21 protein-coding genes, 3 tRNA genes and 2 pseudogenes are annotated in these 25,225 nt (G+C 71.2%); 5 read left to right on the top strand and 21 right to left on the bottom strand.

All coding sequences use genetic code 11. From position 1 onward, the window contains the following. The first annotated feature begins 272 nt into the window (after positions 1-272). Together cofC and IO40_RS0110500 are read left to right on the top strand one after the other, a co-directional pair. Positions 273-944: a 2-phospho-L-lactate guanylyltransferase gene (cofC, locus tag IO40_RS0110505; protein WP_016470074.1), complete on the top strand. Its 672-nt coding sequence runs from the start codon at positions 273-275 to the stop codon at positions 942-944. 9 nt (positions 945-953) lie between these two features. After that, entirely contained in the window at positions 954-1,157 is a 204-nt protein-coding gene (locus tag IO40_RS0110500; protein WP_016470073.1) for a hypothetical protein, read from the top strand. A 401-nt stretch (positions 1,158-1,558) separates the two neighbouring features. Here IO40_RS0110500 and IO40_RS0110495 read toward each other — a convergent pair whose 3' ends face one another. From IO40_RS0110495 to leuC, 4 genes are all read right to left on the bottom strand, one after another. Continuing rightward, positions 1,559-2,191, bottom strand: coding sequence for an HU family DNA-binding protein (locus tag IO40_RS0110495; protein ID WP_016470072.1), 633 nt, complete (start codon positions 2,189-2,191; stop codon positions 1,559-1,561). Positions 2,192-2,315: 124 nt separating this feature from the next. Then, complete coding sequence (locus tag IO40_RS0110490; RefSeq protein WP_031026046.1) at positions 2,316-2,570, bottom strand: SCO5555 family protein; 255 nt, start codon at positions 2,568-2,570, stop codon at positions 2,316-2,318. Positions 2,571-2,945: 375 nt separating this feature from the next. Then, entirely contained in the window at positions 2,946-3,539 is a 594-nt protein-coding gene (leuD, locus tag IO40_RS0110485) for a 3-isopropylmalate dehydratase small subunit (protein ID WP_016470070.1), read from the bottom strand. Between the two features lie 35 nt (positions 3,540-3,574). Continuing rightward, on the bottom strand, positions 3,575-4,999 hold the full coding sequence (leuC, locus tag IO40_RS0110480) for a 3-isopropylmalate dehydratase large subunit (RefSeq protein WP_016470069.1): 1,425 nt from the start codon (positions 4,997-4,999) through the stop codon (positions 3,575-3,577). 143 nt (positions 5,000-5,142) lie between these two features. On the opposite strand from leuC, the gene ndgR reads away from it, so the two are divergent. Further along, positions 5,143-5,859, top strand: a complete 717-nt coding sequence (gene ndgR / locus IO40_RS0110475; RefSeq protein WP_016470068.1) for an IclR family transcriptional regulator NdgR — start codon at positions 5,143-5,145, stop codon at positions 5,857-5,859. A gap of 174 nt (positions 5,860-6,033) precedes the next feature. Here ndgR and IO40_RS0110470 read toward each other — a convergent pair whose 3' ends face one another. Continuing rightward, positions 6,034-6,528, bottom strand: a complete 495-nt coding sequence (locus tag IO40_RS0110470; protein WP_031026044.1) for a DUF4188 domain-containing protein — start codon at positions 6,526-6,528, stop codon at positions 6,034-6,036. Between the two features lie 96 nt (positions 6,529-6,624). Between IO40_RS0110470 and IO40_RS0110465 the strand changes: the two genes are divergently transcribed. Next, positions 6,625-7,278 (top strand): MerR family transcriptional regulator, encoded by a 654-nt coding sequence (locus IO40_RS0110465; RefSeq protein ID WP_031026043.1) that lies wholly within the window; start codon positions 6,625-6,627, stop codon positions 7,276-7,278. Between the two features lie 48 nt (positions 7,279-7,326). Here IO40_RS0110465 and IO40_RS0110460 read toward each other — a convergent pair. The 13 genes and pseudogenes from IO40_RS0110460 to IO40_RS0110400 form a co-directional block, all read right to left on the bottom strand. Next, positions 7,327-7,399 (bottom strand) — tRNA-Glu (locus tag IO40_RS0110460). A 34-nt stretch (positions 7,400-7,433) separates the two neighbouring features. Then, positions 7,434-7,506: transfer RNA gene (locus tag IO40_RS0110455), tRNA-Glu, on the bottom strand. 38 nt (positions 7,507-7,544) lie between these two features. Then, a tRNA-Gln gene (locus IO40_RS0110450) sits at positions 7,545-7,616 on the bottom strand. A gap of 201 nt (positions 7,617-7,817) precedes the next feature. Then, entirely contained in the window at positions 7,818-9,314 is a 1,497-nt protein-coding gene (gltX, locus tag IO40_RS0110445; RefSeq protein WP_016470065.1) for a glutamate--tRNA ligase, read from the bottom strand. After that, positions 9,307-10,089 (bottom strand): fumarylacetoacetate hydrolase family protein, encoded by a 783-nt coding sequence (locus IO40_RS0110440; protein ID WP_016470064.1) that lies wholly within the window; start codon positions 10,087-10,089, stop codon positions 9,307-9,309. The genes gltX and IO40_RS0110440 overlap by 8 nt, the downstream gene beginning before the upstream one ends. 139 nt (positions 10,090-10,228) lie before the next feature. Then, a pseudogene (locus IO40_RS35710) lies at positions 10,229-10,597 on the bottom strand (GTP-binding protein); the annotation flags it as partial. Beyond that, entirely contained in the window at positions 10,578-11,273 is a 696-nt protein-coding gene (locus tag IO40_RS0110430) for a DUF742 domain-containing protein (RefSeq protein WP_016470062.1), read from the bottom strand. The gene IO40_RS0110430 and the pseudogene IO40_RS35710, both read right to left, overlap by 20 nt. 95 nt (positions 11,274-11,368) lie before the next feature. Next, entirely contained in the window at positions 11,369-11,782 is a 414-nt protein-coding gene (locus tag IO40_RS0110425; RefSeq protein WP_031026037.1) for a roadblock/LC7 domain-containing protein, read from the bottom strand. 10 nt (positions 11,783-11,792) lie between these two features. Beyond that, the gene (locus IO40_RS0110420; protein WP_078659704.1) at positions 11,793-14,927 is read right to left on the bottom strand and encodes a sensor histidine kinase; all 3,135 of its coding nucleotides are present in this window, start codon (positions 14,925-14,927) and stop codon (positions 11,793-11,795) included. 300 nt (positions 14,928-15,227) lie between these two features. After that, positions 15,228-15,629, bottom strand: a pseudogene (locus IO40_RS0110415) (GTP-binding protein); the annotation flags it as partial. 37 nt (positions 15,630-15,666) lie between these two features. Then, entirely contained in the window at positions 15,667-16,080 is a 414-nt protein-coding gene (locus IO40_RS0110410; RefSeq protein ID WP_016470058.1) for a DUF742 domain-containing protein, read from the bottom strand. A gap of 67 nt (positions 16,081-16,147) precedes the next feature. After that, positions 16,148-16,561: a roadblock/LC7 domain-containing protein gene (locus tag IO40_RS0110405; protein ID WP_031026030.1), complete on the bottom strand. Its 414-nt coding sequence runs from the start codon at positions 16,559-16,561 to the stop codon at positions 16,148-16,150. Between the two features lie 9 nt (positions 16,562-16,570). Further along, complete coding sequence (locus IO40_RS0110400; protein ID WP_031175303.1) at positions 16,571-20,665, bottom strand: sensor histidine kinase; 4,095 nt, start codon at positions 20,663-20,665, stop codon at positions 16,571-16,573. Positions 20,666-21,227: 562 nt separating this feature from the next. On the opposite strand from IO40_RS0110400, the gene IO40_RS0110395 reads away from it, so the two are divergent. Continuing rightward, entirely contained in the window at positions 21,228-21,419 is a 192-nt protein-coding gene (locus IO40_RS0110395; protein ID WP_016470055.1) for a hypothetical protein, read from the top strand. Between the two features lie 172 nt (positions 21,420-21,591). Here the strand turns inward: IO40_RS0110395 and IO40_RS33410 are convergent, their stop codons facing one another. From IO40_RS33410 to IO40_RS0110380, 3 genes are all read right to left on the bottom strand, one after another. Next, a complete protein-coding gene (locus IO40_RS33410; protein WP_016470054.1) occupies positions 21,592-21,849 on the bottom strand; it encodes an acyl-CoA carboxylase epsilon subunit in 258 nt (85 codons plus the stop codon). A gap of 19 nt (positions 21,850-21,868) precedes the next feature. Continuing rightward, complete coding sequence (locus tag IO40_RS0110385; RefSeq protein WP_016470053.1) at positions 21,869-23,482, bottom strand: acyl-CoA carboxylase subunit beta; 1,614 nt, start codon at positions 23,480-23,482, stop codon at positions 21,869-21,871. A gap of 204 nt (positions 23,483-23,686) precedes the next feature. Next, positions 23,687-25,129 (bottom strand): cytosine permease, encoded by a 1,443-nt coding sequence (locus IO40_RS0110380; RefSeq protein WP_016470052.1) that lies wholly within the window; start codon positions 25,127-25,129, stop codon positions 23,687-23,689. Positions 25,130-25,225: the final 96 nt, after the last annotated feature.

Here is a 25,225-nt window from a genome sequence, read left to right as displayed (position 1 = left end):
TTTCTGACTGATCCAGGCGAGGCCCGCTGCCCCGGCACTGCGGGTTTTTCCGGCCGGTGGTCGCGGGGTTGCTCCCTGGGCGGGCACGGTTTGGCGGGACACCCGGACACCATCTCCTTAGGGGGCTCCTTGTGGGGCCCATCCGCTGGGGGCCATTCGACAACCGCACAAGTGTCGCCACGAAGCGCCCCGCTGTCGAGCACACCGAGAGTGGCCGGGTACGGAGCGGACTGTGACCCCGGCCCCGGCACACCGTCCGGAAGCAGGCGAGAATGGGACCGATGCAGCCCCATGTGACGCCCGTGGCATGGACCCTCGTGGTGCCGTTGAAGCCTTTGGAACGGGCCAAGAGCAGGCTCGCGGGCGCCGCCCCCGGCACTCCGCGCGCCCGGCTCGCGCTGGCGTTCGCGCAGGACACGGTCAGTGCGGCCCTGGCCTGCCCGGCGGTGCGCGATGTGGTGGTTGTCACGGACGATCCGCTGGCCGGAACCGAACTGAGGGCGCTCGGCGCCCGCACCGTGCCGGACACACCGGCCGCCGGGCTCAACGCCGCGCTCGCACACGGGGCGGCGACGGCGCGCGCGCTGCGCCCCCGCACGGCCCTCGCCGCGATGAACGCCGACCTGCCCGCACTCCGCCCCGCCGAATTGACGCGGGTACTGAATGCGGCGGCGGAATTCCCCCGGGCATTTCTGCCGGACGCCGCGGAAAGGGGAACAACGGTGCTGACAGCGCTCCCCCCAGCCGCCCTTTCCCCCGCTTTCGGCGGCCCCTCCCGGGCCCGGCACCGGGCTTCCGGCGCAGTGGAACTCTCGCTTTCCGGGGTGACGAGCGTGCGCCAGGACGTGGACACTCCCGCCGATCTGCGGGCCGCGCGCGAACTGGGCGTCGGTGGTTTCACCGCCCGGCTGCTGGGCGACCCCGTGCCCGGGCTCTCCGGCTAGGCTGCGGGTATGCAGGCCACGGCATACACCTACGACCCGAAGTCGCGTTCCGGCAGCGTCCTGCTCGACGACGGCACCCCGCTCCCCTTCGACGCCGCGGCGTTCGACGCGGGCGGCCTGCTGCTGCTCCGTGCCGGCCAGCGAGTCCGCATCGAGACCGAGGGCGAGGCGGAGGACCGCCGGATCACCCTGATCACGCTCCAGACCCTCTGACTCCTCCCCCGTCTCCCTCGTCTCCCCCGCCTGCCACGGTCCGCAAAGGCACACGCGGCCGGGAGCACAGCGCCTGCCGCGCGCCGCGCTGACAGGCCATGCCGCGCCCTTCCGCAGGCCGTACGGCAGCACTCGAGCCTCGCGGGGACGCGGCATGGCTCCCCCGACGCACCGAGGACCCGCTCCCCCGGCTCACCGGCCGCCCGGCACGGGCGGAGTGGGGCGCTTGCACACGCCGCGGGCCGGGCTCCCCCGAGGGAGCCCGGCCCGGCGCTGCCGACGCGGCGAATGCCGCCCGGATCCGTTCCCGGGGCCCTGGTCCGGGAGACGGATCGTTTCGCCCGCTGGCGAGCGGGCTGCGGAGTGCGGTGACCGCCTCCGCGTCCAGCCGTCCGCGCGGCTTACCGCCTGCGGGACGTGGTCTTCTTCGCGGTGGTCTTGCGAGCGGCCGTCTTGCGGGCCGGAGCCTTCTTGGCGGTGCTCTTCTTGGCCGGGGCCTTCTTGGCCGTCGTCTTGGCCGGGGCCTTCTTGGCGGTGGTCTTCTTCGCCGCCGAGGTCTTGGCCGGGGCCTTCTTCGCGGTGGTGGTCTTCTTGGCGGTGGTCTTCTTCGCCGCCGGAGCCTTCTTCGCAGTGGTCTTCTTGGCAGCGGCCGTCTTCTTGGCACCGGCCTTCTTGGCCGTGGCCTTCTTGGTGGCCGTACCGCCGGAGAGGCTGCCCTTGGGGGCCTTCTTGACCGCTACATCGTTCTTCGGGAGCTTCTTGGCCCCGCTCACCAGGTCCTTGAAGCCCGCGCCGGCCCGGAACCGGGGCACCGAGGTCTTCTTCACCCTGACCCGCTCACCGGTCTGCGGGTTGCGGGCGTAACGGGCCGGACGCTCGACCTTCTCAAAAGAGCCGAAGCCGGTGACCGAAACCCGCTCACCGGCGACGACCGCACGGACGATCGCGTCCAGCACGACATCCACCGCTTTCGCGGCGTCCTGGCGTCCTCCCAGGTCGTCTTGGATAGCTTCAACGAGCTGCGCCTTGTTCACGTCTTCCCCTTCGGAGACATTGCCGGAACGAATGTGTTCAGCTTTTTCGCACGTTAGGCAGATATATACCGCAAATCAAACACGAAACGGGCGAATCACCCTTGTGTCGCAACGAACTCGCCCGTCACGGAGTGCCGTCCGCGCACACGTCCCCCTGCTCTGCGGCGAATCGCCCCTCGTCGATGTGAGCCATCAGGCGCCCCAGACGCCGTTCGGCATCGGCGAGATCGTGCTTGAAAGCCGCGGTGATGACGAGCAGCTTCCGGGTCAGCGCGACCCGTGCGCTCTGCGGGATTTGCGGGGAGCGCACCCGGGAGTGCGCTTCCTTGAGTCGGGCGGCGAGTCGGTCGTAGAGCTCCAGTTGACCGTCGCGTTCCATGCGGTGATTGTGCCATCTGGGGTGAGTTGTCGCTTCCAGCGGGGGCTGCGTAGGGCGGACACGGACGAGGTGTGGGCCCCAACTCCGCTGGGAAGAGGCTGTGTTGTCACCTCGCGGCGAGTCGTACTGGCGCGTCGCGAACGGCACTGTTCCTTCATGCGACAGGAGCCGACGTCAAGACTAATTCACGTCAATCGTCCACGCACGCGCGCTCCGGCCCGCGGGTCCCGCACAGCACCGCGCCCCCGCCGGGTGCGGCGGGGGCGCGGTGTCACTGTTCCGGACCCCTGACGGGGTCTCTTGTCGGGCCCTGCGGGGCCCTTGGCCAGGGCCGGAACGCAGTGGTTCCGGGGGCCGGCGGGGGTCTGTGCGAGGTCAGGCCGCCAGTGTGCGCGGCTTGAAAGAGGCCCTGGAGCTCTCGAACTCGGCGATGGCGTCCTCGTTCTTCAGGGTGAGGCTGATGTCGTCCAGCCCCTCCAGGAGCCGCCAACGGGCGTTCTCGTCCAGCTCGAAGTCCGCCTCGATGCCGGGTGCGAGAACCTTGCGGGCGACCAGGTCCACGGTCACCTCGGTGGCCGGGTCGGCCTCGGTCAGCTCCCACAGCGCGTCCACGGTCTCCTGCGGCAGCACCACCGTGAGCAGCCCGTTCTTGAGCGAGTTGCCCCGGAAGATGTCCGCGAAGCGCGCCGAGATGACGGCCTTGAAGCCGTAGTTCTGGAGCGCCCAGACGGCGTGCTCGCGGGAGGAGCCGGTGCCGAAGTCGGGGCCCGCGACCAGGACCGTGGCGCCCTGATGGGCCGGCTGGTTCAGCACGAACTCGGGGTCCTTGCGCCAGGCCTCGAAGAGCCCGTCCTCGAAACCGTCGCGGGTGACCTTCTTCAGCCAGTGCGCGGGGATGATCTGGTCGGTGTCCACATTGCTGCGGCGCAGCGGGACGGCCCGGCCGGTGTGGGTGGTGAAGGCTTCCATCTCGTGTCTCCTTGCTTCCTCGGCCCGTCGGCGCGTCAGACGGCGGCCGGTTCGCGTACGTCGGCCAGGTCGGCGGGTGAGGCCAGCCGGCCCAGGACCGCCGTGGCCGCCGCCACCTGCGGCGAGACCAGATGGGTGCGCCCGCCCTTGCCCTGCCGGCCCTCGAAGTTGCGGTTCGAGGTGGAGGCGGCGCGCTCACCCGGCTGGAGCTGGTCGGGGTTCATGCCCAGGCACATCGAGCAGCCGGCGTGCCGCCACTCGGCGCCCGCCTCGGTGAAGACCTTGTCCAGCCCCTCCTCGACGGCCTGCAGCGCGACCCGTACGGAGCCGGGGACGACCAGCATCCGCACCCCGTCGGCCACCGAGCGGCCCTTGAGGACGGCAGCCGCCGAACGCAGGTCTTCGATGCGGCCGTTGGTGCAGGAGCCGACGAACACGGTGTCGACGGCGACCTCGCGCAGCGGCTGACCCGCGCTCAGGCCCATGTACTCCAGGGCCTTCTCGGCGGCCAGCTTGGCGCTGGGGTCGGCGAAGGAGGCCGGGTCGGGCACCGAAGCGGACAGCGGGGCGCCCTGTCCGGGGTTGGTGCCCCAGGTCACGAAGGGCGCCAGCTCGGACGCCTCGATGACGACCTCGTGGTCGAAGACGGCGTCCTCGTCGGTGCGCAGCGTCTTCCAGTAGGCCACCGCCGCGTCCCAGTCCTCGCCCTTGGGGGCGTGCTCACGGCCCTGGACGTAGGCGAAGGTGGTCTCGTCCGGGGCGATCATCCCGGCGCGGGCACCCGCCTCGATGGACATGTTGCAGATCGTCATCCGGGCCTCCATCGAGAGCTTCTCGATGGCCTCGCCCCGGTACTCGATCACATAGCCCTGGCCGCCGCCGGTGCCGATCCTGGCGATGATCGCCAGGATCAGGTCCTTGGCGGTGACGTCCTCGGGCAGTTCCCCGTTGACGGTGACGGCCATCGTCCTGAACGGCGCCATCGGCAGCGTCTGGGTGGCCAGCACGTGCTCGACCTGCGAGGTGCCGATCCCGAAGGCGAGGGCGCCGAACGCCCCGTGGGTGGAGGTGTGGCTGTCGCCGCAGACCACCGTCATGCCCGGCTGGGTCAGTCCCAGCTGGGGTCCCACCACGTGGACCACGCCCTGCTCGACGTCGCCCAGCGGGTGCAGGCGTACCCCGAAGTCGGCGCAGTTCTTGCGCAGCGTCTCCAGCTGGGCGCGCGAGACCGGGTCGGCGATCGGCTTGTCGATGTCGAGGGTGGGGGTGTTGTGGTCCTCGGTCGCGATGGTCAGATCGGTGCGCCGCACCGCGCGGCCCGCCTTGCGGAGGCCGTCGAACGCCTGCGGGCTGGTCACCTCGTGGAGCAGGTGGAGATCGATGTAGAGCAGATCCGGCTCACCGTCCGCGCGCCTGACGACGTGGTCGTCCCAGACTTTCTCCGCGAGTGTGCGTCCCATCGCTTTCCCTCCGGCCGGCAGCGTCGCCGACCACATGTCGAGACCAGTTCCACCGCCTGTCCGCGGTGGCCGTCCCTCAAGGTTGGCGGTTGGCCGGGAAAATTGAACTTGCGTTTCATACTCTGAGACGCGAGTATCGTTGCATGGACAACTCTAGTGGCGTCGGCGTTCTCGACAAGGCTGCTCTGGTACTGAGCGCTCTGGAGTCCGGTCCGGCCACCCTCGCAGGGCTGGTCTCCGCGACCGGTCTCGCGCGCCCCACGGCGCACCGGCTGGCGGTGGCCCTGGAACACCACCGCATGGTGGCCCGTGACATGCAGGGCCGCTTCATACTCGGACCGCGGCTGGGCGAGCTGGCCGCAGCGGCCGGCGAGGACCGGCTGCTCGCCTCGGCGGGCCCCGTGCTCACCCACCTACGGGACGTGACCGGCGAGAGCGCCCAGCTCTACCGGCGCCAGGGCGACATGCGCATCTGCGTCGCCGCCGCCGAGCGCCTCTCCGGCCTGCGGGACACCGTGCCGGTCGGCTCCACACTGCCGATGAAGGCCGGTTCGGCCGCCCAGATCCTGATGGCCTGGGAGGAGCCCGAGCGGCTGCACCGGGGCCTCCAGGGCGCCCGGTTCACCGCCACGGCGCTCTCCGGCGTACGGCGGAGGGGCTGGGCCCAGTCGATCGGCGAGCGCGAGCCCGGCGTCGCCTCCGTCTCGGCGCCCGTGCGCGGCCCCTCCAACCGCGTGGTGGCGGCCGTCTCCGTCTCCGGCCCCATCGAGCGGCTGACCCGCCACCCGGGCCGGATGCACGCCCAGGCCATCGTGGACGCGGCGGCCAGGCTCAGCGAGGCGCTGCGCCGCCCCAACTGACGCCACCGACAAGCCGGCCGCACTGCGGGCCACCCCCTTACCCACCGGACCGCATCCGCCGACTCCCGGGAACGGCGGATGCGGTCCGGTGCGTGTAGGACACCGCACACCGCACCGACGCCACCGGGCGGTCCCGCGTCATCACCCCGCGGGACCGCCCGGTGACGTCATGCATCAGGCTTCCGCTCCGGCCCCCAGCCGCTGGGCGGCCCGGTCGCGCCCGCTCCTGACGGGCACCGCCGGGTACGCCGCGGCCAGCCCGTAGCGCGGCATGTCGATGTAGATGGCTTCGCGGGAGCCAGCGGGCACCACGTACGTCTCGTGCCAGACGCCGACCGCGCCGTCGGCCGCCCGGGCCCGGCGGTTGAAGGCGGCCCACGCCGGCCGGTGTTCCGCGTCCCCGGCCGACGCGTAGGACAGCAGTTTGTCGGCGGACTCCCAGTACTGGAGCACGGCGAACTCGCGCGGCCCGCTGAGCAGGAGCCGGTGGGCGAGCAGCCCGTGGGCCGGTTCGGCCGCCAGTTCCCGCAGCATGCGCGGCATGGCCCGGAACACCGGCAGCCACGCGCGGACCGCCCGGAAGCGGTTGATCCGCATGCCGATGAGGAAGACCACCACGTCCCCGTCCGCCTCGGCCGTCATCCGCCCCCGCAGCACGGCATCACTCATGAGACCCCTCCCTGGGTCGACGCTTTGGATAGTGGCACTACCCATGCTTGGATAGTGCCACTATCCAGACGTGAGCGCCAGGGGAAATGAGAAACGATGCGGCTGGCCGAACTCAGCGCCCGCAGCGGTGTGTCCACCGCGACGATCAAGTTCTATCTGCGTGAGGGGCTCCTCCCGCCGGGCCGACGGCTCAGCGCCACCCAGGCCGAGTACGACGAGACCCATCTGCGCCGGCTGCGGCTGGTGCGCGCGCTCATCCAGGTGGGCGGCATCCCGGTGGCCACGGCCCGCGAGGTGCTCGCCGCCGTGGACGACGAGCACCTCACCCGGCACGACAGACTGGGCGTCGCCGTATGGGCCATCCCGCAGCCCGCACCCGCGCGCACCCGCGAGGCGACGGCCGAGGAGACGGCAGCCGCCCGTACGCAGGTCGCAGCGCTGCTCCAACGGCTCGGCTGGCCCATGGCGCACCTCGACTCCCCGCCCGGGCAGGCCCTGGTGCGCACCGTCGCCGCGCTGGCCGGCCTCGGCTACCCGCACGACGCGGAACGGCTGCTGCCCTACGCCCGGGTCGCGGAGCGCGCCGCCGAGGCGGATCTGGACCTGCTGGAGCACTTCACGAGCGAGGAGGAGCAGGTGGAGGCGAGTGTGGCGCTGACGGTGCTGCACGAGCCCGTACTGCTGGCCCTGCGGCGGCTGGCGCAGGCCGAGGAGTCGGCCCGGCGCACCGGGCGGCCGGAAGACCGGTGAGAACGCCGAAGGCCCCGCACCTGTCGGTGCGGGGCCTTCGTGATCGAGTACCCCCGACCGGATTCGAACCGGCGCTACCGCCTTGAGAGGGCGGCGTGCTAGGCCGCTACACAACGGGGGCCCTTCGATGATCCCGCCCTGCTGGACGGAATCCGTACCCCCGACCGGATTCGAACCGGCGCTACCGCCTTGAGAGGGCGGCGTGCTAGGCCGCTACACAACGGGGGCCTCGATCTCGCGGAACGTGAACCATCACGCGGATCTTGCTGGGGTACCAGGACTCGAACCTAGACTAACTGAACCAGAATCAGTCGTGCTGCCAATTACACCATACCCCACCGAAACTCAACCCCCTGCGGGGATTTTGTTTGGGTGGCCGCCTCTCGGTTTCGGCCCTTTCGGCCTGCCCCGTTCGGCGACAGGAAGAACATTACCTGATCGAAGACCGTGCTCCAAAACGGGTTCCCGCCGCCTGGCGTCCGCACCGGAAGCGAAGGGCCCCAGGGGAACCCCGGGGCCCTTCTTCGCACGTGGGAGGCTCAGCCGGCCCGGCCCGCCAGCTTGGCCAGGGCCGCATCGATGCGCTCCAGAGTGCGGTCCTTGCCCAGGACCTGGAGGGACTCGAACAGCGGCAGACCGACGGTGCGGCCGGTGACGGCCACCCGGACCGGTGCCTGGGCCTTGCCCAGCTTGAGGCCGTGCTCCTCACCCGCCGCCAGGACCGCCTCCTTGAGCGCGTCCGGCGACGACCAGTCGGCGGCCTCCAGCTTGGCGCGGGCGGTGCGCAGCAGGGCGTCGGAGCCCTCCTTCATCGCCTTCTGCCAGGACTTCTCGTCCTCCACCGGCTCGTCCAGGAAGAGGAAGTCCACGTTCGGCGTGATGTCGGACAGGACCGTCAGCCGGGTCTGCGCCAGCGGGGCCAGCTCCTCGAACGCCGCCTGGGAGAAGTTCTCCTCGGGCCAGGGCGCGTACGGCGCCTTGAGCCAGGGGGCGCAGGCGTCGATGAAGTCCTTCAGCGGCATCTCGCGCAGATGCGTGGCGTTGATCGCCTCGCACTTCTTGAGGTCGAAGCGCGCCGGGTTGCCGTTGACCTCGTGGATGTCGAAGGCCGCGACCATCTCGTCCAGCGAGAAGATGTCCCGGTCCTCGGCGATCGACCAGCCGAGCAGCGAGAGGTAGTTGAGCAGGCCCTCGGGGAGGAAGCCGCGCTCCCGGTAGAGGTTGAGGGAGGACTGCGGGTCGCGCTTGGAGAGCTTCTTGTTGCCCTCGCCCATCACGTACGGCAGGTGGCCGAACTCCGGCACGCGCTTGGCGATGCCCAGTTCGATGAGCGCCTTGTACAGGGCGATCTGCCGCGGGGTGGAGGAGAGCAGGTCCTCGCCGCGCAGCACGTGCGTGATGTCCATCAGCGCGTCGTCGACCGGGTTGACCAGCGTGTAGAGCGGGGCACCGTTCGCGCGCAGGATGCCGTAGTCGGTGACGTTCTCCGGCTGGAAGGTGATCTCGCCGCGCACCAGGTCGGTGAAGGTGACCGGCTCGTCCGGCATCCGGAAGCGGACGACGTGGCTGCGGCCCTCGGCCTCGTAGGCGGCGATCTGCTCGCCGGTCAGGGTGCGGCACTTCCCGTCGTACCCGGAGGGGCGGCCCTCCTTGCGGGCCTGCTCACGGCGCTGCTCCAGCTCCTCGGCGGTGCAGTAGCAGGGGTAGGCGTAGCCGCCGTCCAGCAGCTTGCGCGCGACGTCCGCGTAGATGTCCGACCGCTGGGACTGGCGGTAGGGGGCGTGCGGGCCGCCCACCTCGGGTCCCTCGTCCCAGTCGAGACCCAGCCAGCGCATCGCGTCCAGGAGCTGCTGGTAGGACTCCTCCGAGTCGCGGGCCGCGTCGGTGTCCTCGATGCGGAAGACCAGGGTGCCGCCGGTGTGCCGGGCGTAGGCCCAGTTGAACAGAGCGGTGCGGACCAGGCCCACGTGGGGGTTGCCGGTCGGGGAGGGACAGAAACGTACGCGGACGTCCGGGTCCGCGGTCGCGTTAGTCACGCTTGATCACCTTGTTGGTGAGAGTGCCGATTCCTTCGATGGTGACGGCGACCTCGTCGCCGACGTTGAGGGGGCCGACACCCGCGGGGGTGCCGGTGAGGATGACATCGCCCGGCAGGAGGGTCATCGCCTCCGTGATGTGGACGATCAGGTCCTCGACGGACCGGACCATCTCGCTGGTGCGGCCGAGCTGCCGCTGCTCGCCGTTGACGGTGCACATGAGGGCGAGGTCGGCGGCGTCCAGCTCGGTCTCGGTCCACGGGCCGAGCGGGCAGGAACTGTCGAAGCCCTTGGCGCGGGCCCACTGCTTCTCGGTGCGCTGGACGTCACGCGCCGTGACGTCGTTGGCGCAGGTGTACCCGAGGATGACGTCCTTCGCCCGTTCACGGGGCACGTCCTTGCACAGCCGGCCGATCACCACGGCGAGCTCCGCCTCGTGGTGCACCTCACCGGAGAAGGACGGGTACACGATCGGGTCGCCGGGGCCGATGACCGAGGTGGACGGCTTGAAGAAGGTGACCGGCGTCTCGGGCACCTCGTTGCCGAGTTCCCTGGCGTGTTCGGCGTAGTTCCGGCCGACCGCCACGACCTTGTTGGGCAGCGTGGGCGGCAGCAGGCGGACCTTGTCCAGGGGCAGTTTCCGGCCCGTACGCTCGAACTCCGCGAAGGGATGGCCTTTGATGATGTCGAGGACGTGGCCCTCCGGGGACGAGGGGTCGTCCTCCACCACACCGAAACCTACGGTTCCGTCCAGGGAGAATCTCGCGATGCGCACGGGGGTCCTTCGGGCAGGCTTGCTTGTCTGGGCTTCGCCCAGCGTATGCCACGCACCGAGGGGGGCGGGGCCGGGCCGTCCGGCCCCTGCCCCGCCCCCCTGGTTCCTCCGCAGCCTGTGGGGACGTCCGCCCCGGCGTCAGCGCAGCCGCGCCCACCAGCACGACCGCACCGATCGCACCCCGCACCAGGTCGTCCCACATGAACCAGAAACGGTCCTGACCCGGCGTACCGAACAGATACAGGATCAGGTCCTGGTCGAGGGTGATGCGGCCGAAGTCCATGGCCACCGTGGTGGTGGTCTTGTCGGCGGTGTGCGTGAGGTCGTCGATACCGGCCGAGGCTGAGGTCATCACAGCCTCGGTGCGCAGCGGGTTGATCTCCGAGACCGCACCGACGAAGGTCGTCTTGCCCACGCCGAAACCGCCGGCCACCACGATCTTCGCGGAGGTCGTCGAACGGGCTGTCGTACCCCCGACGGGCCCGGCGCTAGAGCTTCCGAAGTCCACTGAGCACCCTTTCGAGCAGTGTCACGTCTGGCTGACCGTCGGCGGTCGTCTCGTCGCCACCGGGCTGGTGGATGGCGACCAGCCCGGCTTCGGCCAGGTCGGCGACGAGAATCCGGGCGACGCCGAGCGGGATGGTCAGAAGTGCTGAGATCTCGGCGACCGATTTGATCTCGTAGCACAGGCGGCAGATCCGCTGGTGCTCCGGGAGCTGGCCCTGGAGCTGCGCGGACTCTGCCGTGGTGTGCACCAGCGCCTCGATGGCGAGCTGGTAGCGGGGACGGGTCCGGCCACCCGTCATGGCGTACGGACGCACCAGCGGCTGCTGCGGCGGCAGGGAGTGCTCGGCGTCGCGCTCTTCGGCGGCCGGCATCTCACCGTGCGTGGGCTGCACCGGCTGGATGCGGTTGTGCTGCGGCTGCCGCTGGTGCGGCGGCTGGTGTTGGGGGTGGTGCGGGGGCTGCGGCCGGTGGGGTCCGTGCTGCGGCGGGTACGGCCCGTCCGGCTGCTGCGGCGGCATGCCCGCCGACCGCTGGACGTGCTCGCTGGGCGCCGAGGGGAAGTTGAAACGGTTCAGGAACGGCGCGTCCCCGCCCGGGGCCGCGGCCGGCTGCGCGTCCTGCGGCTGGCCGGAATGGCCACTGCCGTACGACGACGGACCTCCTGGGGGCGTTGCCACGTTTCCTCCTCCGACTCACGGACAGACGGCCGTTGCGTTCACGGCACCTTATGGCGCACGGGCGCGATCTCGCACGGCCGCGGGGCAGTTGTGCCCTAGTTGAGAAGACTGCCCTGCAACTCCGCCCGCAGATCGGGGGTGAGGACACCTCCCGCCCGGTCCACCAGCAACGCCATCTCGTAACCGACGAGGCCGATGTCGGCCTCGGGGTGGGCCAGGACGGCCAGCGAGGAGCCGTCGGAGATGGCCATGATGAACAGGAAACCCCGCTCCATCTCGACCACGGTCTGGTTGACGACCCCGCCCTCGAAGATCCGGGACGCACCCGACGTCAGCGAGGTGAGCCCCGAGGCGACCGCCGCCAGCTGGTCGGCACGGTCCCGCGGGAAGCCCTCGGACATCGCGAGCAGAAGTCCGTCGGCGGAGACCACCACCGTGTGGGAGACCCCTGGGGTGTTCTCCACGAAACTGGTGATCAACCAGTTCAGGTTCTGCGCCGCCTGGCTCATCGGGCTCACACTAACGCTCCTGATCGTAGGTGCTGCCGGGGCCGAAGCCCTGTTGGTCATTCTGGTCGGCGTCGCCCACCGTGCGTCCCTGACGGACACCGCGGTGCAGGTTGCTCAACCGTCCCCGTACGTCCTCGGGTGCGCGCGAGACCGAGGGTCCGCCCTGCCGGCTCTCCTCCGCGGCCCCGGCGACCAGGTTGGCCCTGGGCACCCGCCGCGGCAGGCCCGAGGAGGTGACGCCGCCCGCCTGCGGGTCCCGCAACTGGCCCGCGCGGTCCCAGCGTTCGTCGTTCTCGCTCCGCCGGTGGGTTCCGGTTTCCTCCGGCGACGACGGCCACCCGGGCTCCTGGGACGGAACCTGCCCGCCCTGGCCGAAGCCCGTCGGCTGCGCTCCCTGTCCCCCGTCCGGCTGCTGTCGCCCCGGCTCACGGCGCGGGAGGCCCGCGTCGGTCGTGGAGCGCCGGCTGCTGGGAAGGGAACCCGGACGGTCGAAGCCTACGCGCTCGCCCGCGCCCTCGGGAACGCCGGAAGAGGATTCCGGTTGCTGGTGGGGCAGGTTGTACTGGCTTGCGTACGGGGGCTGTTGGGGCTGGAGGTCCTGCTGGGCCCAGCCGTCCTGGGCGCTCCCGTAGGGCTGCCCGTACCGCCCGTAGGGGGAGTACGCGGCGTCGTCCTGGGTGCCGGAGGTGTACTGCTGCGCGGCGATCTCGCCGCCCGGCTCGTACGGCTGTGCGGGGCCGCCGTCCTGCTGCGGCGCGGCCTGCTGCGGCTCCGGCTGCTCCGGCTGCCGGTGGCGGCCCGGTGCGGACTGCCCCGGCAGGTCCGCGGGCTGGTCGGGACGCAGCCGGTGGCGGCCGGCCGAGCCGGGCGGCGGTACCTGTCCGGCGCCGAGGCGTGCGTCGTCGAAGCCCGGCTCCGCCGCCGGGGAGTCACCCGAGGGGGTGGGATGCGCGGAGTGCTCGGGCACGATCCGGGAGACGGTGAAGTCCTCCTCGGAGGACTCCTCCCCTCCCCCGCCGTGCGTGATCGCGTCGGGCAGCATCACCAGCGAGGTGGTGCCCGCCTGCTCACCGGAGGGCCTCAGCTGGACCCGGATGCCGTGCCGGTCGGCCAGCCTGCCGACCACGAACAGGCCCATGCGCTGCGAGACCGCGGCGTCCACGGTCGGCGGGTTGGCCAGCTTGTGGTTGATGTCCGCGAAGTCCTCCGCGGTCAGCCCGATCCCCTTGTCGTGGATCTCGATCATCATCCGGCCGTCCGGCAGCCGGGTGGCCGTCACCCGCACCTTGGACTGCGGTGAGGAGAAGGTGGCCGCGTTCTCCAGCAGCTCGGCCAGCAGGTGCACGAGGTCGTTGACGACCTGGCCGTGGATCTCCGTCTCGGGGACGCCGCTGATCTCGATGCGCTCGTAGTGCTCCACCTCGGAGGAGGCGGCCCGCAGGATGTCCACCAGCGGGACCGGTTCCGTCCAGCGGCGGCCCGGCTCCTCTCCCGCGAGGACCAGCAGGTTCTCGCCGTTGCGGCGCATGCGGGTGGCCAGGTGGTCCATCCGGAACAGCTTCTCCAGCTGGTCCGGGTCGGCCTCGCTGTGCTCCATCTCCGTCACCAGCTCCAGCTGGCGCTCGATGAGGCCCTGGTTGCGGCGGGAGAGGTTGGTGAAGATCGCGTTGACGTTGCCGCGCAGCATGGCCTGCTCGGCCGCGAGCCGTACGGCCTCGCGGTGCACCTGGTCGAAGGCGCGGGCGACCTCGCCGATCTCGTCGCGGGTTGTGATGGGGATGGGCTGGACCCGGGTGTCCACCCGGCCCGGATCGGTGCGGGAGAGCTGGTCGACCAGCATCGGCAGCCGCTGCTGGGCCACATCGAAGGCGGCCGTCCGCAAGGAGCGCATGGTGAGGCTCATCGAGCGGGCCATCCGCCCGGCGACGACGAAGGCCAGCAGCAGGGCCACCACCACGATCACCGCGTTGACGATGGTGTCCCGGCGGGCGTCGGAGGCGATCTGCTCCGTCTCGTGCACCGCGTCGGAGGCCAGCTGGGCCTCCACGCCGCGGTAGGCGTCGAACGTCGCCGTGGAGGTGGCGAACCAACTCTCCGGAGTGATGCCCTTGGCCCGCAGTTCACGGGCGTCGGCGCCGGAACCGATGGCCTTGACCATCGCGTCCATGGAGGGCGGGGCGGCGAACTTCTCCCCACGGGCCTCGGCCCGCTCACGTGCCGCGTCGAGGCGCTTGCGGCCGGCCTGCCGGGCCTCGGCCGTCTTCTCCTTCAGGAGCCGCACGTCCTCGGGCCGCCCGCCGGAGGTGTACTCGCCCAGCGCGATGCGCTCCAGGTAGTGGTACGAGGCCAGCGCGGTGAGCTGGGCCTCCTTGTCCTTGGCGGAGGGGCCGGGCTCGACCAGCAGATGGGTGCCCAGCGACCGCTGGAGGGACTCGGCGGCCTTGGCCAGCGAGATGGCGTAGACCGTACGGCCGTAGGAGGTGACGTTCCCGGTGCCCAGCCCCAGCTCGTTGGCGAACTCCATCAGCGGGTGCTGGACGGTGACGTACCCCTCCTCGGTCCGCACGCCCGTCATGTCCTTGGAGTACGCGCCCGTGCGCAGGGCCGGCAGCTTCGGTTCGACCTTCTCGAACGCGGCGAGCCGGCGCTTGAGCCCCGGATTGTCGGGCAGATGGGAGGCGGCGGACTTGAACTGGCGGGCCGCGGCGTCGGTGGCGTCGCGGGCCTTCTTGACCTCCGGGTCGTTCCGCTTCCCCTTGAGCAGCGGTTCGGCGCTCCGGTCCCGCTCGTCGATGAGGGCGTTGCCGTAATTGGCTGCCGCCTCGACCAGTTCGGCCGTACGCTGGGCCTCCTTGGCGTCCTGCCAGGCGGAGACGTCGGACTCGACCTTGAAGCCGCCGAAGACGAGGGCCACCAGGACGGGTATGAGCAGGATCGCGTTGAGCCGGGTGGGAACCCGCCAGTTGCGTGCCGACCACCGGCTGCCGCCGCCCGTCGCCGGGACCGGCCGGGCCGTCGCGGCCCCCGGTCCCCGCGGCGCGGCGGGACGCGGCGGCGGGGTGAAGTTGCCCCGCGCCTGCGCGCCCCCGCCCCGTTTCGAGCCCTCCGGAGCGGGGCCCGACGTACCCCTGGTCGTTCGCCTCACTCGACTTCTCACCTCTCGGCGTGCGGCGCCCTCACGACACCTGCGCCTGCACTACTGCTGAGTTCAGGGAATTGCAGCACGTCAGGGCCGCTCCCTCCAAACAGTTGGCGCATTACGGAGGGCGAGGATCACCGAGAAAAGCGTCCCGCGGAAAAACGGGCATTGGGGCCGTGCGGCGCCAAATGGACCGGGTTCCGTGCGCAGAGCGAGACGTTCCGCGCGCCCGGCGTGTTCAGGCGGGCGCGATTCTCTGTCGAAACGTTATGAACGTGAAGCCGTCATGCTTCCCGCACATGGCGAAAAACACAGCTTGGCGCGCGGAGACTCGTGCGACACCAGCACGACCGCACCGATCGCACCCCGCACCAGGTCGTCCCACATGAACCAGAAACGGTCCTGACCCGGCGTACCGAACAGATACAGGATCAGGTCGTCGTCGAGCGTGATACGGCCGAAATCCATCGCCACCGTGGTGGTGGTCTTGCCACCGGTGTGGGTCAGATCGTCGATACCCGCGGACGCCGCCGTCATCACGGCCTCGGTGCGCAGCGGATTGATCTCCGAGACCGCACCGACGAAGGTCGTCTTGCCCACGCCGAAACCGCCGGCCACCACGATCTTCGCGGAGGTCGTCGAACGCCCGCCCGCCGGCGTACCGAAGTCCTGCCGGCTCTCCTGCCCCACAGAACCCGTCGGACCCATCGGCGCGGTCGGCTGACCGACCGGGTCCATGTGCGGGCTAAAGCTTGCGAAGTCCACTGAGCACCCTTTCCAGCAACGTCACGTCGGGGGCACCGCCGGGGTCCGAGGCACTGCCCGGCTGGTGGATCGCCACCATCCCGGCCTCGGCGAGGTCGGCGACGAGAATGCGGGCCACCCCCAGCGGGATGGCGAGCAACGCGGAGACCTCCGCCACGGATTTGACCTCCTGGCACAGGTGGCAGATCCGCTGGTGCTCGGGGAGCAGGCCCTGCAGCTGCATCGGGTCCGCGTTGCTGCTGACCAGCGCCTCGATGGCGAGCTGGTAGCGCGGCCGGGTGCGACCGCCCGTCATGGCGTACGGACGCACCAGCGGCTGGTCGCCCTCACCCCCGTACGGCGTATGGGAGTTGTACGCGCCGTACGGATCGTGCGGGGCGGGCGGCGGGGTCATGGCTCCTCCGAGCGAGGCATGGGGTCGGCGAACGGACTGTGGTGCTCAGGTGGGGGGAGCGTGATGATCAGTTGAGAATGCTTCCCTGGAGTTCCGCACGTACGTCCGGAGTGAGTACACTTCCGGCACGGTCCACCAACAGCGCCATCTCGTAGCCGATCAGGCCGATGTCCGCTTCGGGGTGGGCCAGGACGGCCAGCGAGGAGCCGTCGGAGATCGCCATGATGAAGAGGAAACCCCGCTCCATCTCCACCACGGTCTGGTTGACCACACCGCCCTCGAAGATCCGGGACGCACCCGACGTCAACGAGGTGAGCCCCGAGGCGACCGCCGCCAGCTGATCGGCGCGATCCCGCGGAAAGCCCTCCGACATGGCCAGAAGCAGGCCATCGGCGGAGACCACCACCGTGTGCGACACCCCGGGGGTGTTCTCCACGAAGTTGGTGATCAACCAGTTCAGATTCTGCGCAGCCTGGCTCATCGGACTCAACTAACGCTCCTGCTGATAGGTGGGGCCTGCACCGCGGTTGTCCGTACCGGCCTGCCGGCCTTGCTGGACACCGCGGCGGAGATTGGTCAGCCGGCCACGCACGTCGTCGGGCGCGCGGGAGACCTGTGGACCGGACTGTGCGGGGGACTGCTGCTGTGCGGTACCCGCCACCAGATTGGCACGGGGCACGCGACGCGGCAGACCCGAAGTGGTGACTCCGCCGGCCGCGGGCTGACGGATCTGTTCGGCACGCCGCCAACGCTCGTCGTTGGGCGAGGCCCCCCAGTTGCCGCCTCCGACGGCACCTGGTGCGGCGCCGTCCTGGGCCGTTCCGCCGCTGATCTCGGCGGCGTCCTGGCCGGTGCGGCGCTGGGGCAGCGGGGGCACCGCCGAGGCGGGCTGCCCCGGACGGGCGACCGACGCCGGGGACAGCCGGTTGCCGCCGCCGTCCGTACCGGTGCCGTCCGCCTGGTGGGGCGAACCAGCCTGCGGCTGTGCCTGCTGGGCGGGCTGCTGCGCGCCACGGAACCAGTTCGATTCCATCGACGCGAAGATCGGGGTCGGGGCATCCGCCGGAGCCGGAGGCCCCGAGGGTATGCCGTCGGCCTGAGCCGCGCCGGGTATCCCCGGCTGCGCGTACTCGCCGGTGCCCTCGGGCTCGTCGTGGCCGCGCGGGCCGTCCTCGTCGCCGGGGCCGCGCTCCGGGCGGGCCCAGCTCGGCCGGCTCTGCACGCCGTCCGCCTGCGGGAACTGCCCAGTGTGTCCGGGGCCGTCCGGGCCGCCCGGCTGGGCGTACTCCCCGGTGTCGGCCGGACCGGCGGCCTGCGGGAGGGCGAACTGGCCCGTCCCGCCCGGCTGCGCGAACTGGCCGGTGTCCGAGGGCCGCTGGTACTCACCCGTGTCGGAGGGCTGCGCGTACTCGCCGGTGTCCGACGGCTGCCCGTATTCCCCGGTGTCGGACAGCTGCGGGTACTGACCCGTGTCCGAGGGACCGCCGGCCTGCGGAAGGGCGAACTGACCCGCCCCACCCGGCTGAGCGAACTGACCCGTCTCCGACGGCTGCCGGAACTCGCCCGTCTCCGACGGCTGCGCGTACTCACCCGTGTCCGACGGGCGCGGGTACTGGCCGGTGTCCGACGGGCGGTCGAACCGGCCCGTACCGCCGGGACCGTCCGGGGAGATCCGGGGTATCTCACTCGTGCTCCCCGGGCCCTCCGAGACCGGGCCCGGCTGCGGGTACTGGCCCGTGTCCGCCGGGCTGCCCGACTGCGGCAGCGCGAACTGGCCGGTGGCGGCCGGCCGGTCGTACTGACCGGTGTCCGCGGGGCCGTCCGGGGTGATGCGGGGTATCTCCGTGGTGCTGCCCGGACCGTCCGAGGGCGAGCCCGCCTGCGGGGACCGGCCGGTGTCCGCGGGAGCCCCGGAGCCGCCGGGCAGCTGCGCGGCGGGACCGCGCCCGCGGGTGGGCAGCGGCGGGTTGGTGCCCTTGCCCGCGCCGCCGGGGCCGGCGGGAGCCTGGCCGGGGCGGCCGGGGTTCGGCGGGGCGCCGAAGAAGTTGACGGAGCTGCCGCCGGAACCGCCGCCCTGCGGGCCGCCGCCGGACAGCGCGGCACGCGATCCGGCGCCGCTCTGGCGCGTGGGCAGAGCGCCCAGCCGGGACGTGCCCGGACCACCGGACGCACCCGCGCCGGCACCGGTCCCCGCGCCCGCACCCGCACCGAAGCCGGGTGTGCCGGGGCCGCCGCTCTGCGGGCCGCGCTGGAGAGCCGTGGCGAGGTTGCCGCCCTTGCTGCCGCCGCGCGCCTGCGCCGGCGACGGGCCGCCCTGGGGGCCGGAGGCGCCCGGAGCACCCGCGGCGCCGGGGCGGCCCTTGGGGCCCTGGCCGCCGCCCTGGGCGATGTCGACGGGCAGCATGACCAGCGCGGTCGTGCCTCCGGAGTCGGACGGGCGCAGCTGGATGCGGATGCCGTGCCGCAGGGAGAGGCGGCCGACCACGAAGAGGCCCATGCGGCGGGAGACGGACACGTCCACCGTCGGCGGGTTGGCCAGCCGCTCGTTGATCGCCGACAGGTCCTCGGGCGAGAGGCCGATGCCGGTGTCGTGGATCTCGATGAGCACCCGGCCGTCGGGCAGTGCGTGGCCGGTGACCTTGACCTTGGTCTGGGGCGAGGAGAACGAGGTGGCGTTCTCCAGCAGCTCGGCCAGCAGGTGCACGAGGTCGTTGACGACGCGGCCCGCGACCTCGGTGGCCGGCACGGAGTTGAGCTCGATGCGCTCGTACTGCTCCACCTCGGAGGCGGCGGCGCGCAGCACGTCGACCAGCGGGACGGGGCGCGTCCAGCGGCGGCCCGGTTCCTCACCCGCGAGAACCAGCAGGTTCTCACCGTTGCGGCGCATACGGGTGGCGAGGTGGTCGAGCTTGAAGAGCGAGGAGAGCTGGTCCGGGTCGGCCTCGCGGGACTCCAGTTCGGAGATGAGCGAGAGCTGGCGCTGGATCAGGCCCTGGCTGCGCCGCGAGAGGTTGGTGAACATCGCGTTGACGTTCCCTCGCAGCAGTGCCTGTTCGCCGGCCAGCCGGACCGCTTCGCGGTGGACGTCGTCGAACGCCGCGGCCACCTTGCCGATCTCGTCCCGGCTGTGCACGCCGACGGACTCCACGGAGGTGTCCACGTCCTGCGGCTCGGCCTCGGACATCTGCTTGACCAGCTCGGGCAGGCGCCGGCGGGCGACGTCCTGCGCGGTGTCCTGGAGGCGGCGCAGCGAGCGGACCATGGAGCGGGCGACGACGAACGCGCCGACCAGCGAGATGCCCAGGACGAGCAGGATGAGCGCACCGCTGATGAACGCCTCGCGCTGGGCCTCGGAGCGCAGCTCGCGCGCCTGCTGCTCCATCTTCTCCAGCAGCGTGCGCTCGATCTTGTCCATGGCGCCGAGCTTGGAGGTGTCCTGGTCCATCCAGTCGACGTACGTACGGCGCTGCTTCTTGATGGCGTCCGGGCTGTGCAGCATCCGGTCGCGGTACTTGTCCGCCATGACGACGTTGACGTCGCCGCCGCTGATCGGCTTGAGCAGGTCGGCGGTGGCCTTGTCGCCGTAGATCTGGCCGAAGCTGTCGAGCTCGGCGCCCTCGCTGTCGGTGGCGGTGCGCGCGTAGAGCCGGTCGCTCTCGGAGAGCTTGGGGGTGGGCTGGTGGGCCAGGCCGGCGGAGATGATGGCGCGCTGGATGGAGGCGTACTCCTTCGCGCTGGAGAACGCCGCCAGTGCGCGGGTGCTGCGGATCATCTCCGAGTTGCTCGTGGCCTGGGCCATGTCCTGGGACAGGGAGAGCAGGGACTCGATCAGCTGGTTGTAGGAGTTGACCGTCTGGGAGACGTACTCGGGGTTCTCGTAGGCGCGCTCGCGGATCGTGTTGATCGCGGTGAGCTGGCGGGTGATGTCCAGGACGGTGGACTGGACGCCCGCCATCGCCTTGTCGCTGCCGTCGACGTCCCCGGTGGCCTTCTTGAAGGACCGAAAGGCCTTGTCGGTCTTCTCCCGGGAGGCGACGACGGTGTCGTCCTTGTCGTTGCCCGTGCTGACCAGGGGGCCCGCCGAGCGGTCGCGCTCCTCCTGGAGGGCCGCCGCGAGTTCGGTGGCCTGCTCCGTCATCTTCGTCAGCAGCTTCATCTTGTCGAGCTGGTCGACGTTCTGGAGCGAGTCGGAGATGCGCATGCCGCCGAGCGTGGTGGCGGCGATGACCGGGAGGGCGAGGAGGGAGACGAGCCGGGTGCTGATGCGCCAGTTGCGCAGGGCCATGCGGGAGCCGGGGTCGGGGACGTCCGGTGCGTCGCCGGTGCCGGGCGGTGTCGCGTCCTTGCCGGCCTTGGTGTCCTTGCCTGCCTTGTCGTTCTTCCCCGCCTTCCCCGGTTTGCCGGTCCTTTCCGGGGTGCCTGCCGCGGCGTTCTGTTCGGCGCTCACCGGGCGACCGGGCGGTGTGCCCTGGTCACCACCCACGGGCCCGCCGTCCTGGGCACGCTGGGGCTGGGGGCGGTCGGCCGAGCCGCGCGCCTCCGGGGCCCCCTCAGCGCTGCCATCCCTCTTGAAACGTCCCTGCACTAGCGTCGCAACCTCTGGACCAGGCGTCCCCCCGTAGCGGCGGCGGGACGGTATCGAGTCGTGGGGCTCCCAGGGCCCCATGGCGGTCGTGATGACCGGCGCGTCCCCTCATCACCGTCGCGCGGCGCCGCTGGGCTGCGTCCGACGCGCGCCGGTCGTGTGTCGTCCTGCGGCGGTCCGTGGAATTCCAGCACAGTGCCGGATCTCCAACAAGGGCTGTGGATAACCGTTGAAGATCAGTCACGATTTGCGCACACGGTCTCACGGTACGTCGAACCGGTACAGGGAAATGTCGGTTTTCCACCATTCACAAACGCGCGGGACGTCGAGCCCGCGCAGCGGCCGTGCACCCAACAACGCGCCCCCAATGCCCGGTTGGCCCGCTGTGCCCGATTAAACTGACGGATTCAACGATTACTTATGTCTGTTTTGGCACTCACTTCGTGAGCAAAATCACATACTCAGGGTTGCCTATGTCACGTATCCGCGGGGAATAGCGGGCCTACTCTCGGCGTTTACATCTCACTGCTGAATGACAAGCCGAGCGAGGTAAGGGCAACCAGTGAAGTCCACGCTGACCATGCGGAACATAGCGAACCCCCGGCGCACCACGCTGGCGCACCTCAAGGACGCCGACGAGCTGACGACCCGGACGATCGCCGCCCAGGAAGAGCGTCAGGCCTCCGGCGTCACGCTCCCCGCCACGACCGCCAACCCGCGGCGCACCGTGCTGGTGGACGCACCGGCGAACTGAGCGGCGGCCGGCCGGCGCATCCCACGGCGCCGGCGCCCGCGGTTCGCTGCCGTACGCCGGGCGTACGCACAGAGGCGCGTGCCGGAACCCTGTCCCCGGGGTTCCCGCACGCGCCTCTGCGTTTTCGTGCCGCCGGGTCCTGCCCCGCGGCGCTTCGCCCTCCGGCGCCCGTTCAGCCCTGCCAGCTGTGGGGGGCGCGGAAGCCGTGCTGGCGCTCCAGCCTGCGCCAGCCGGCCTTGGTGGCGCGGCCGTGCCGGCCGGGTGCCTGCGCGTGCGCGGCCCGGGAGGTCGCGGCGGCGCGGGCCAGCAGCAGCGCGGTGACCGCGGCCAGTTCCTCGGCGTTGGCCCGGCCCTTCTCCACCCGCACGATCTCGGCGGCGGTGGCGGCCTGCGCGGCCGTACCGGCGGACTCCTTGGCGGTCTGGTTCATGAGTGCTCCCGTGTTCCTGTCACTGAGGCGGGTTGCCGTGCTTGCGCGAGGGCAGATCCGCGTGCTTGGTACGCAGCATCGCCAGGGAGGAGATGAGGACCTGGCGGGTCTCGGCGGGGTCGATCACGTCGTCGACCAGGCCGCGTTCGGCCGCGTAGTAGGGGTGCATCAGCTCGGCCTTGTACTCCTTGACCATCCGGGCCCGCATGGCCTCGGGGTCGTCGGCCGCCGCGATCTGCTTACGGAAGATCACGTTGGCGGCGCCCTCCGCGCCCATCACCGCGATCTCGTTCGTCGGCCAGGCGAAGGTCAGGTCGGCGCCGATGGACTGGCTGTCCATCACGATGTACGCGCCGCCGTACGCCTTGCGCAGCACCACCGAGATCCGCGGCACCGTGGCGTTGCAGTACGCGTACAGCAGCTTGGCGCCGTGCCGGATGATCCCGCCGTGCTCCTGGTCGACACCGGGGAGGAAGCCCGGGACGTCCAGCAGCGTGAGGATGGGGATGTTGAAGGCGTCGCACATCTGGACGAAGCGGGCGGCCTTCTCGCTGGCCTCGATGTCCAGCACCCCGGCGAGGGACTGCGGCTGGTTGGCCACGATGCCGACGACCTCGCCGTCCATCCGCGCCAGCGCACAGATGATGTTGGTCGCCCAGCGCTCGTGCACCTCCAGGAAGTCGCCGTCGTCGACGATCTCCTCGATGACCTTGCGCATGTCGTACGGCCGGTTCCCGTCCGCCGGGACCAGGTCCAGCAGGGCGTCACCGCGCCGGTCGGCCGGATCGGCGGTGGGCTCGGACGGCGGGTTCTCCCTGTTGTTCTGCGGCAGCAGCGACAGCAGGTAGCGGACCTCCTCCAGGCAGGTCTCCTCGTCGTCGTACGCGAAGTGCGCCACGCCCGAGGTCGCGGCGTGCACGTCCGCGCCGCCCAGACCGTTCTGGGTCACCTGCGCCCCGGTCACCGCCTGCACCACGTCCGGGCCCGTGATGAACATCTGCGAGGTGTCCCGCACCATGAACACGAAGTCCGTCAGCGCCGGGCTGTAGGCCGCACCACCCGCGCACGGCCCCAGCATCACGCTGATCTGCGGGATGACGCCCGACGCCTTGGTGTTGCGCTGGAAGATGCCGCCGTAGCCGGCCAGCGCCGCCACGCCCTCCTGGATGCGGGCGCCCGCGCCGTCGTTCAGCGACACCAGCGGCGCTCCCGCCGCGATCGCCTTGTCCATCAGCTTGTGGATCTTGGCGGCGTGGGCCTCGCCCAGCGCACCGCCGAAGATCCTGAAGTCGTGCGCGTAGACGAACACCGTCCGCCCGTGCACCGTCCCCCACCCGGTGATCACACCGTCGGTGTAGGGCTTCTTCGCCTCCAGCCCGAATCCCGTGGCCCGGTGCCGCCGCAGCGTCTCCATCTCGTGGAAGCTGCCCTCGTCCAGCAGCAGGTCGATGCGCTCGCGCGCCGTCAGCTTGCCCTTCGCGTGCTGGGCCTCGGTCGCCTTCTCGCTGGGGCCCTGGTACGCCTGGGCACGGATCGCGTGCAGTTCGGCGACGCGCCCGCGGGTGTCCTGCGCCGGGACGGGTCCGGACTCGGCCTCGTCGGCCTGGGGCGACGGCTGGGACAGATCGGTCATGTATAGACCCTACGAAACCGCGGGCCTGTTCACCGTCGTCGGATTCGTACAGTCTCCGCGGCCGATTCATGGCAGCGCTGGACAGAACCTGCAAGCCGGCGGGGGTCCAAGCAGCGGAATCTCCCATGAGTGATCCCGGTGGCTGTGGGGTTCCCACAGCCACCGGGACCGAGGTGTGAAGGTGTCGCCGGCGGGCACCGGGGCTCAGGCCGCGGCGTGGCCTCTCCCGCCGTCCGCGGCGGTACCGTCCGCGGGCTCCGGGGCCGGCGCGGGCGTGCCCGGCGTCAGCAGCGGGTGGACCACGGCGGTGACGGCCGCCGACAGCAGGAAGCTGAGGTCGAAGCCGCCCAGGTGTGAGACCAGGGGGCCGGTGCAGACGGGGGTGTCCACGGCGAGCAGACCCACCCCGGAACCGACGGCCCAGGCCACGGTGGCACGGATGTTCCACCCGTGGGTGAACCAGTAGCGTCCGCCGGCCGAACGCCGGTTGAGGACCTGGAGCGCGTCGGCGTCGTAGCCGCCCCGGCAGCGCAGGTGCCCGATCAGCACGATGACCGCCCAGGGGGTGCCGACGGCGGTCAGCAGCAGGACGAAGGAGGTCATCGCGTCCTGTGCGTCCCACACGAAGTGGCCGAGGTAGACCAGCACGGTGGCCAGGGCCGCCACGGTGCAGGTGCAGCGGGTGCGGGTCGCCCGGGGCATGATCGCGTCCAGGTCGAGGCCCATCGAGTAGAGCATCAGCCCGGCGTTGCCGACCGAGCCCAGCGAGGCGGCCAGCAGCAGCGGCACCAGGAACCAGTACGGCGCCTGCGCCACGAGCGGGCCCGCGTAGTCGCCGGCGGCCCGTACGGCGACGGCGGTGAAGGTGCCGAAGAGCTGGGGGATCAGCAGTCCGGCCACCAGTCCGCCGCAGGTGGTCAGGTAGACGCGGCGGGCGGAGTGGCGGGCCGGGGACATGTAGCGGGTGTAGTCGCCCAGCAGGGTGATGAAGGCCATCGGTCCGCTGAGGCCGGCCGCGACCACGGACAGCAGCCAGGTGGCCCAGAAGTCGCCCAGCAGATAGCCGGTGCCCGCGGGGGCGTGGGTCGTGAACCGGGGTGCGTAGGCGAGCAGTCCGACGACGAGCAGCACGGTCATGCCCACCGCGAGGGTCCGGCTGAGCCGCAGCAGCAGCCGGTAGCCGTAGACGGCGCAGACGGCGGTGCACACGGCGAGTACGGCGTAGACGAGCGCGTAGACGGCGGGTGCGTCGGGGAGTCCGAACAGCCGGGCCAGGGTGCCGACCACCGCGTCCCCGCCCACCCAGAGGGTCAGTGCGGTGTAGCCGAGGGAGAGCAGCAGGCCGAGGGCGGAGCCCAGCAGCCGTCCGCGGACGCCGAACTGGGCGCCGCTGCTGGTGGACAGGTTGGTGGCGGTCCGCAGGGAGACGAGGGCGAGCGGGGCGACGAGCAGCGTGCCCAGCAGGGTGCCGGCCACGAGGGAGGAGGCGGCGGCCCAGAAGCCGAGTCCGAAGGAGACGGGCAGCCAGCCGAAGATGACGACGCCGAGCGCCAGGTTGGACCCGATCAGGAAGCTGACGATGTCGCGGGGGCGGCCCGTCCGCTCGGTTTCGGGGATGACGTCGACGCCGTGCTGCTCGATCTGCATGGTGCTCCCTGGGCTGCGGCACTTTTGAGCAGCGCTCAATCTGATGCATGCGGAGCGGCCCGGTCAATAGGCAAGCAAGAGACTTGACTATTCGAG

This window comes from Streptomyces albus subsp. albus (assembly GCF_000725885.1).
Lineage (GTDB): Bacteria > Actinomycetota > Actinomycetes > Streptomycetales > Streptomycetaceae > Streptomyces > Streptomyces albus.
Note: the sequence above shows the minus strand (reverse complement) of the source record. Positions and strands in the feature narration are given on the sequence as shown.

Coding starts and splice junctions, on each gene's coding strand:
- IO40_RS0110410 (WP_016470058.1), bottom strand. CDS start 16,080: ATGACCCCGCCGCCCGCCCCGCACGATCCGTACGGCGCGTACAACTCC.
- IO40_RS0110500 (WP_016470073.1), top strand. CDS start 954: ATGCAGGCCACGGCATACACCTACGACCCGAAGTCGCGTTCCGGCAGC.
- IO40_RS0110425 (WP_031026037.1), bottom strand. CDS start 11,782: ATGAGCCAGGCGGCGCAGAACCTGAACTGGTTGATCACCAGTTTCGTG.
- IO40_RS33410 (WP_016470054.1), bottom strand. CDS start 21,849: ATGAACCAGACCGCCAAGGAGTCCGCCGGTACGGCCGCGCAGGCCGCC.
- leuC (WP_016470069.1), bottom strand. CDS start 4,999: ATGGGACGCACACTCGCGGAGAAAGTCTGGGACGACCACGTCGTCAGG.
- ndgR (WP_016470068.1), top strand. CDS start 5,143: ATGGACAACTCTAGTGGCGTCGGCGTTCTCGACAAGGCTGCTCTGGTA.
- IO40_RS0110380 (WP_016470052.1), bottom strand. CDS start 25,129: ATGCAGATCGAGCAGCACGGCGTCGACGTCATCCCCGAAACCGAGCGG.
- cofC (WP_016470074.1), top strand. CDS start 273: ATGGGACCGATGCAGCCCCATGTGACGCCCGTGGCATGGACCCTCGTG.
- IO40_RS0110470 (WP_031026044.1), bottom strand. CDS start 6,528: ATGAGTGATGCCGTGCTGCGGGGGCGGATGACGGCCGAGGCGGACGGG.
- leuD (WP_016470070.1), bottom strand. CDS start 3,539: ATGGAAGCCTTCACCACCCACACCGGCCGGGCCGTCCCGCTGCGCCGC.
- IO40_RS0110465 (WP_031026043.1), top strand. CDS start 6,625: ATGCGGCTGGCCGAACTCAGCGCCCGCAGCGGTGTGTCCACCGCGACG.
- IO40_RS0110385 (WP_016470053.1), bottom strand. CDS start 23,482: ATGACCGATCTGTCCCAGCCGTCGCCCCAGGCCGACGAGGCCGAGTCC.
- IO40_RS0110490 (WP_031026046.1), bottom strand. CDS start 2,570: ATGGAACGCGACGGTCAACTGGAGCTCTACGACCGACTCGCCGCCCGA.
- IO40_RS0110405 (WP_031026030.1), bottom strand. CDS start 16,561: ATGAGCCAGGCTGCGCAGAATCTGAACTGGTTGATCACCAACTTCGTG.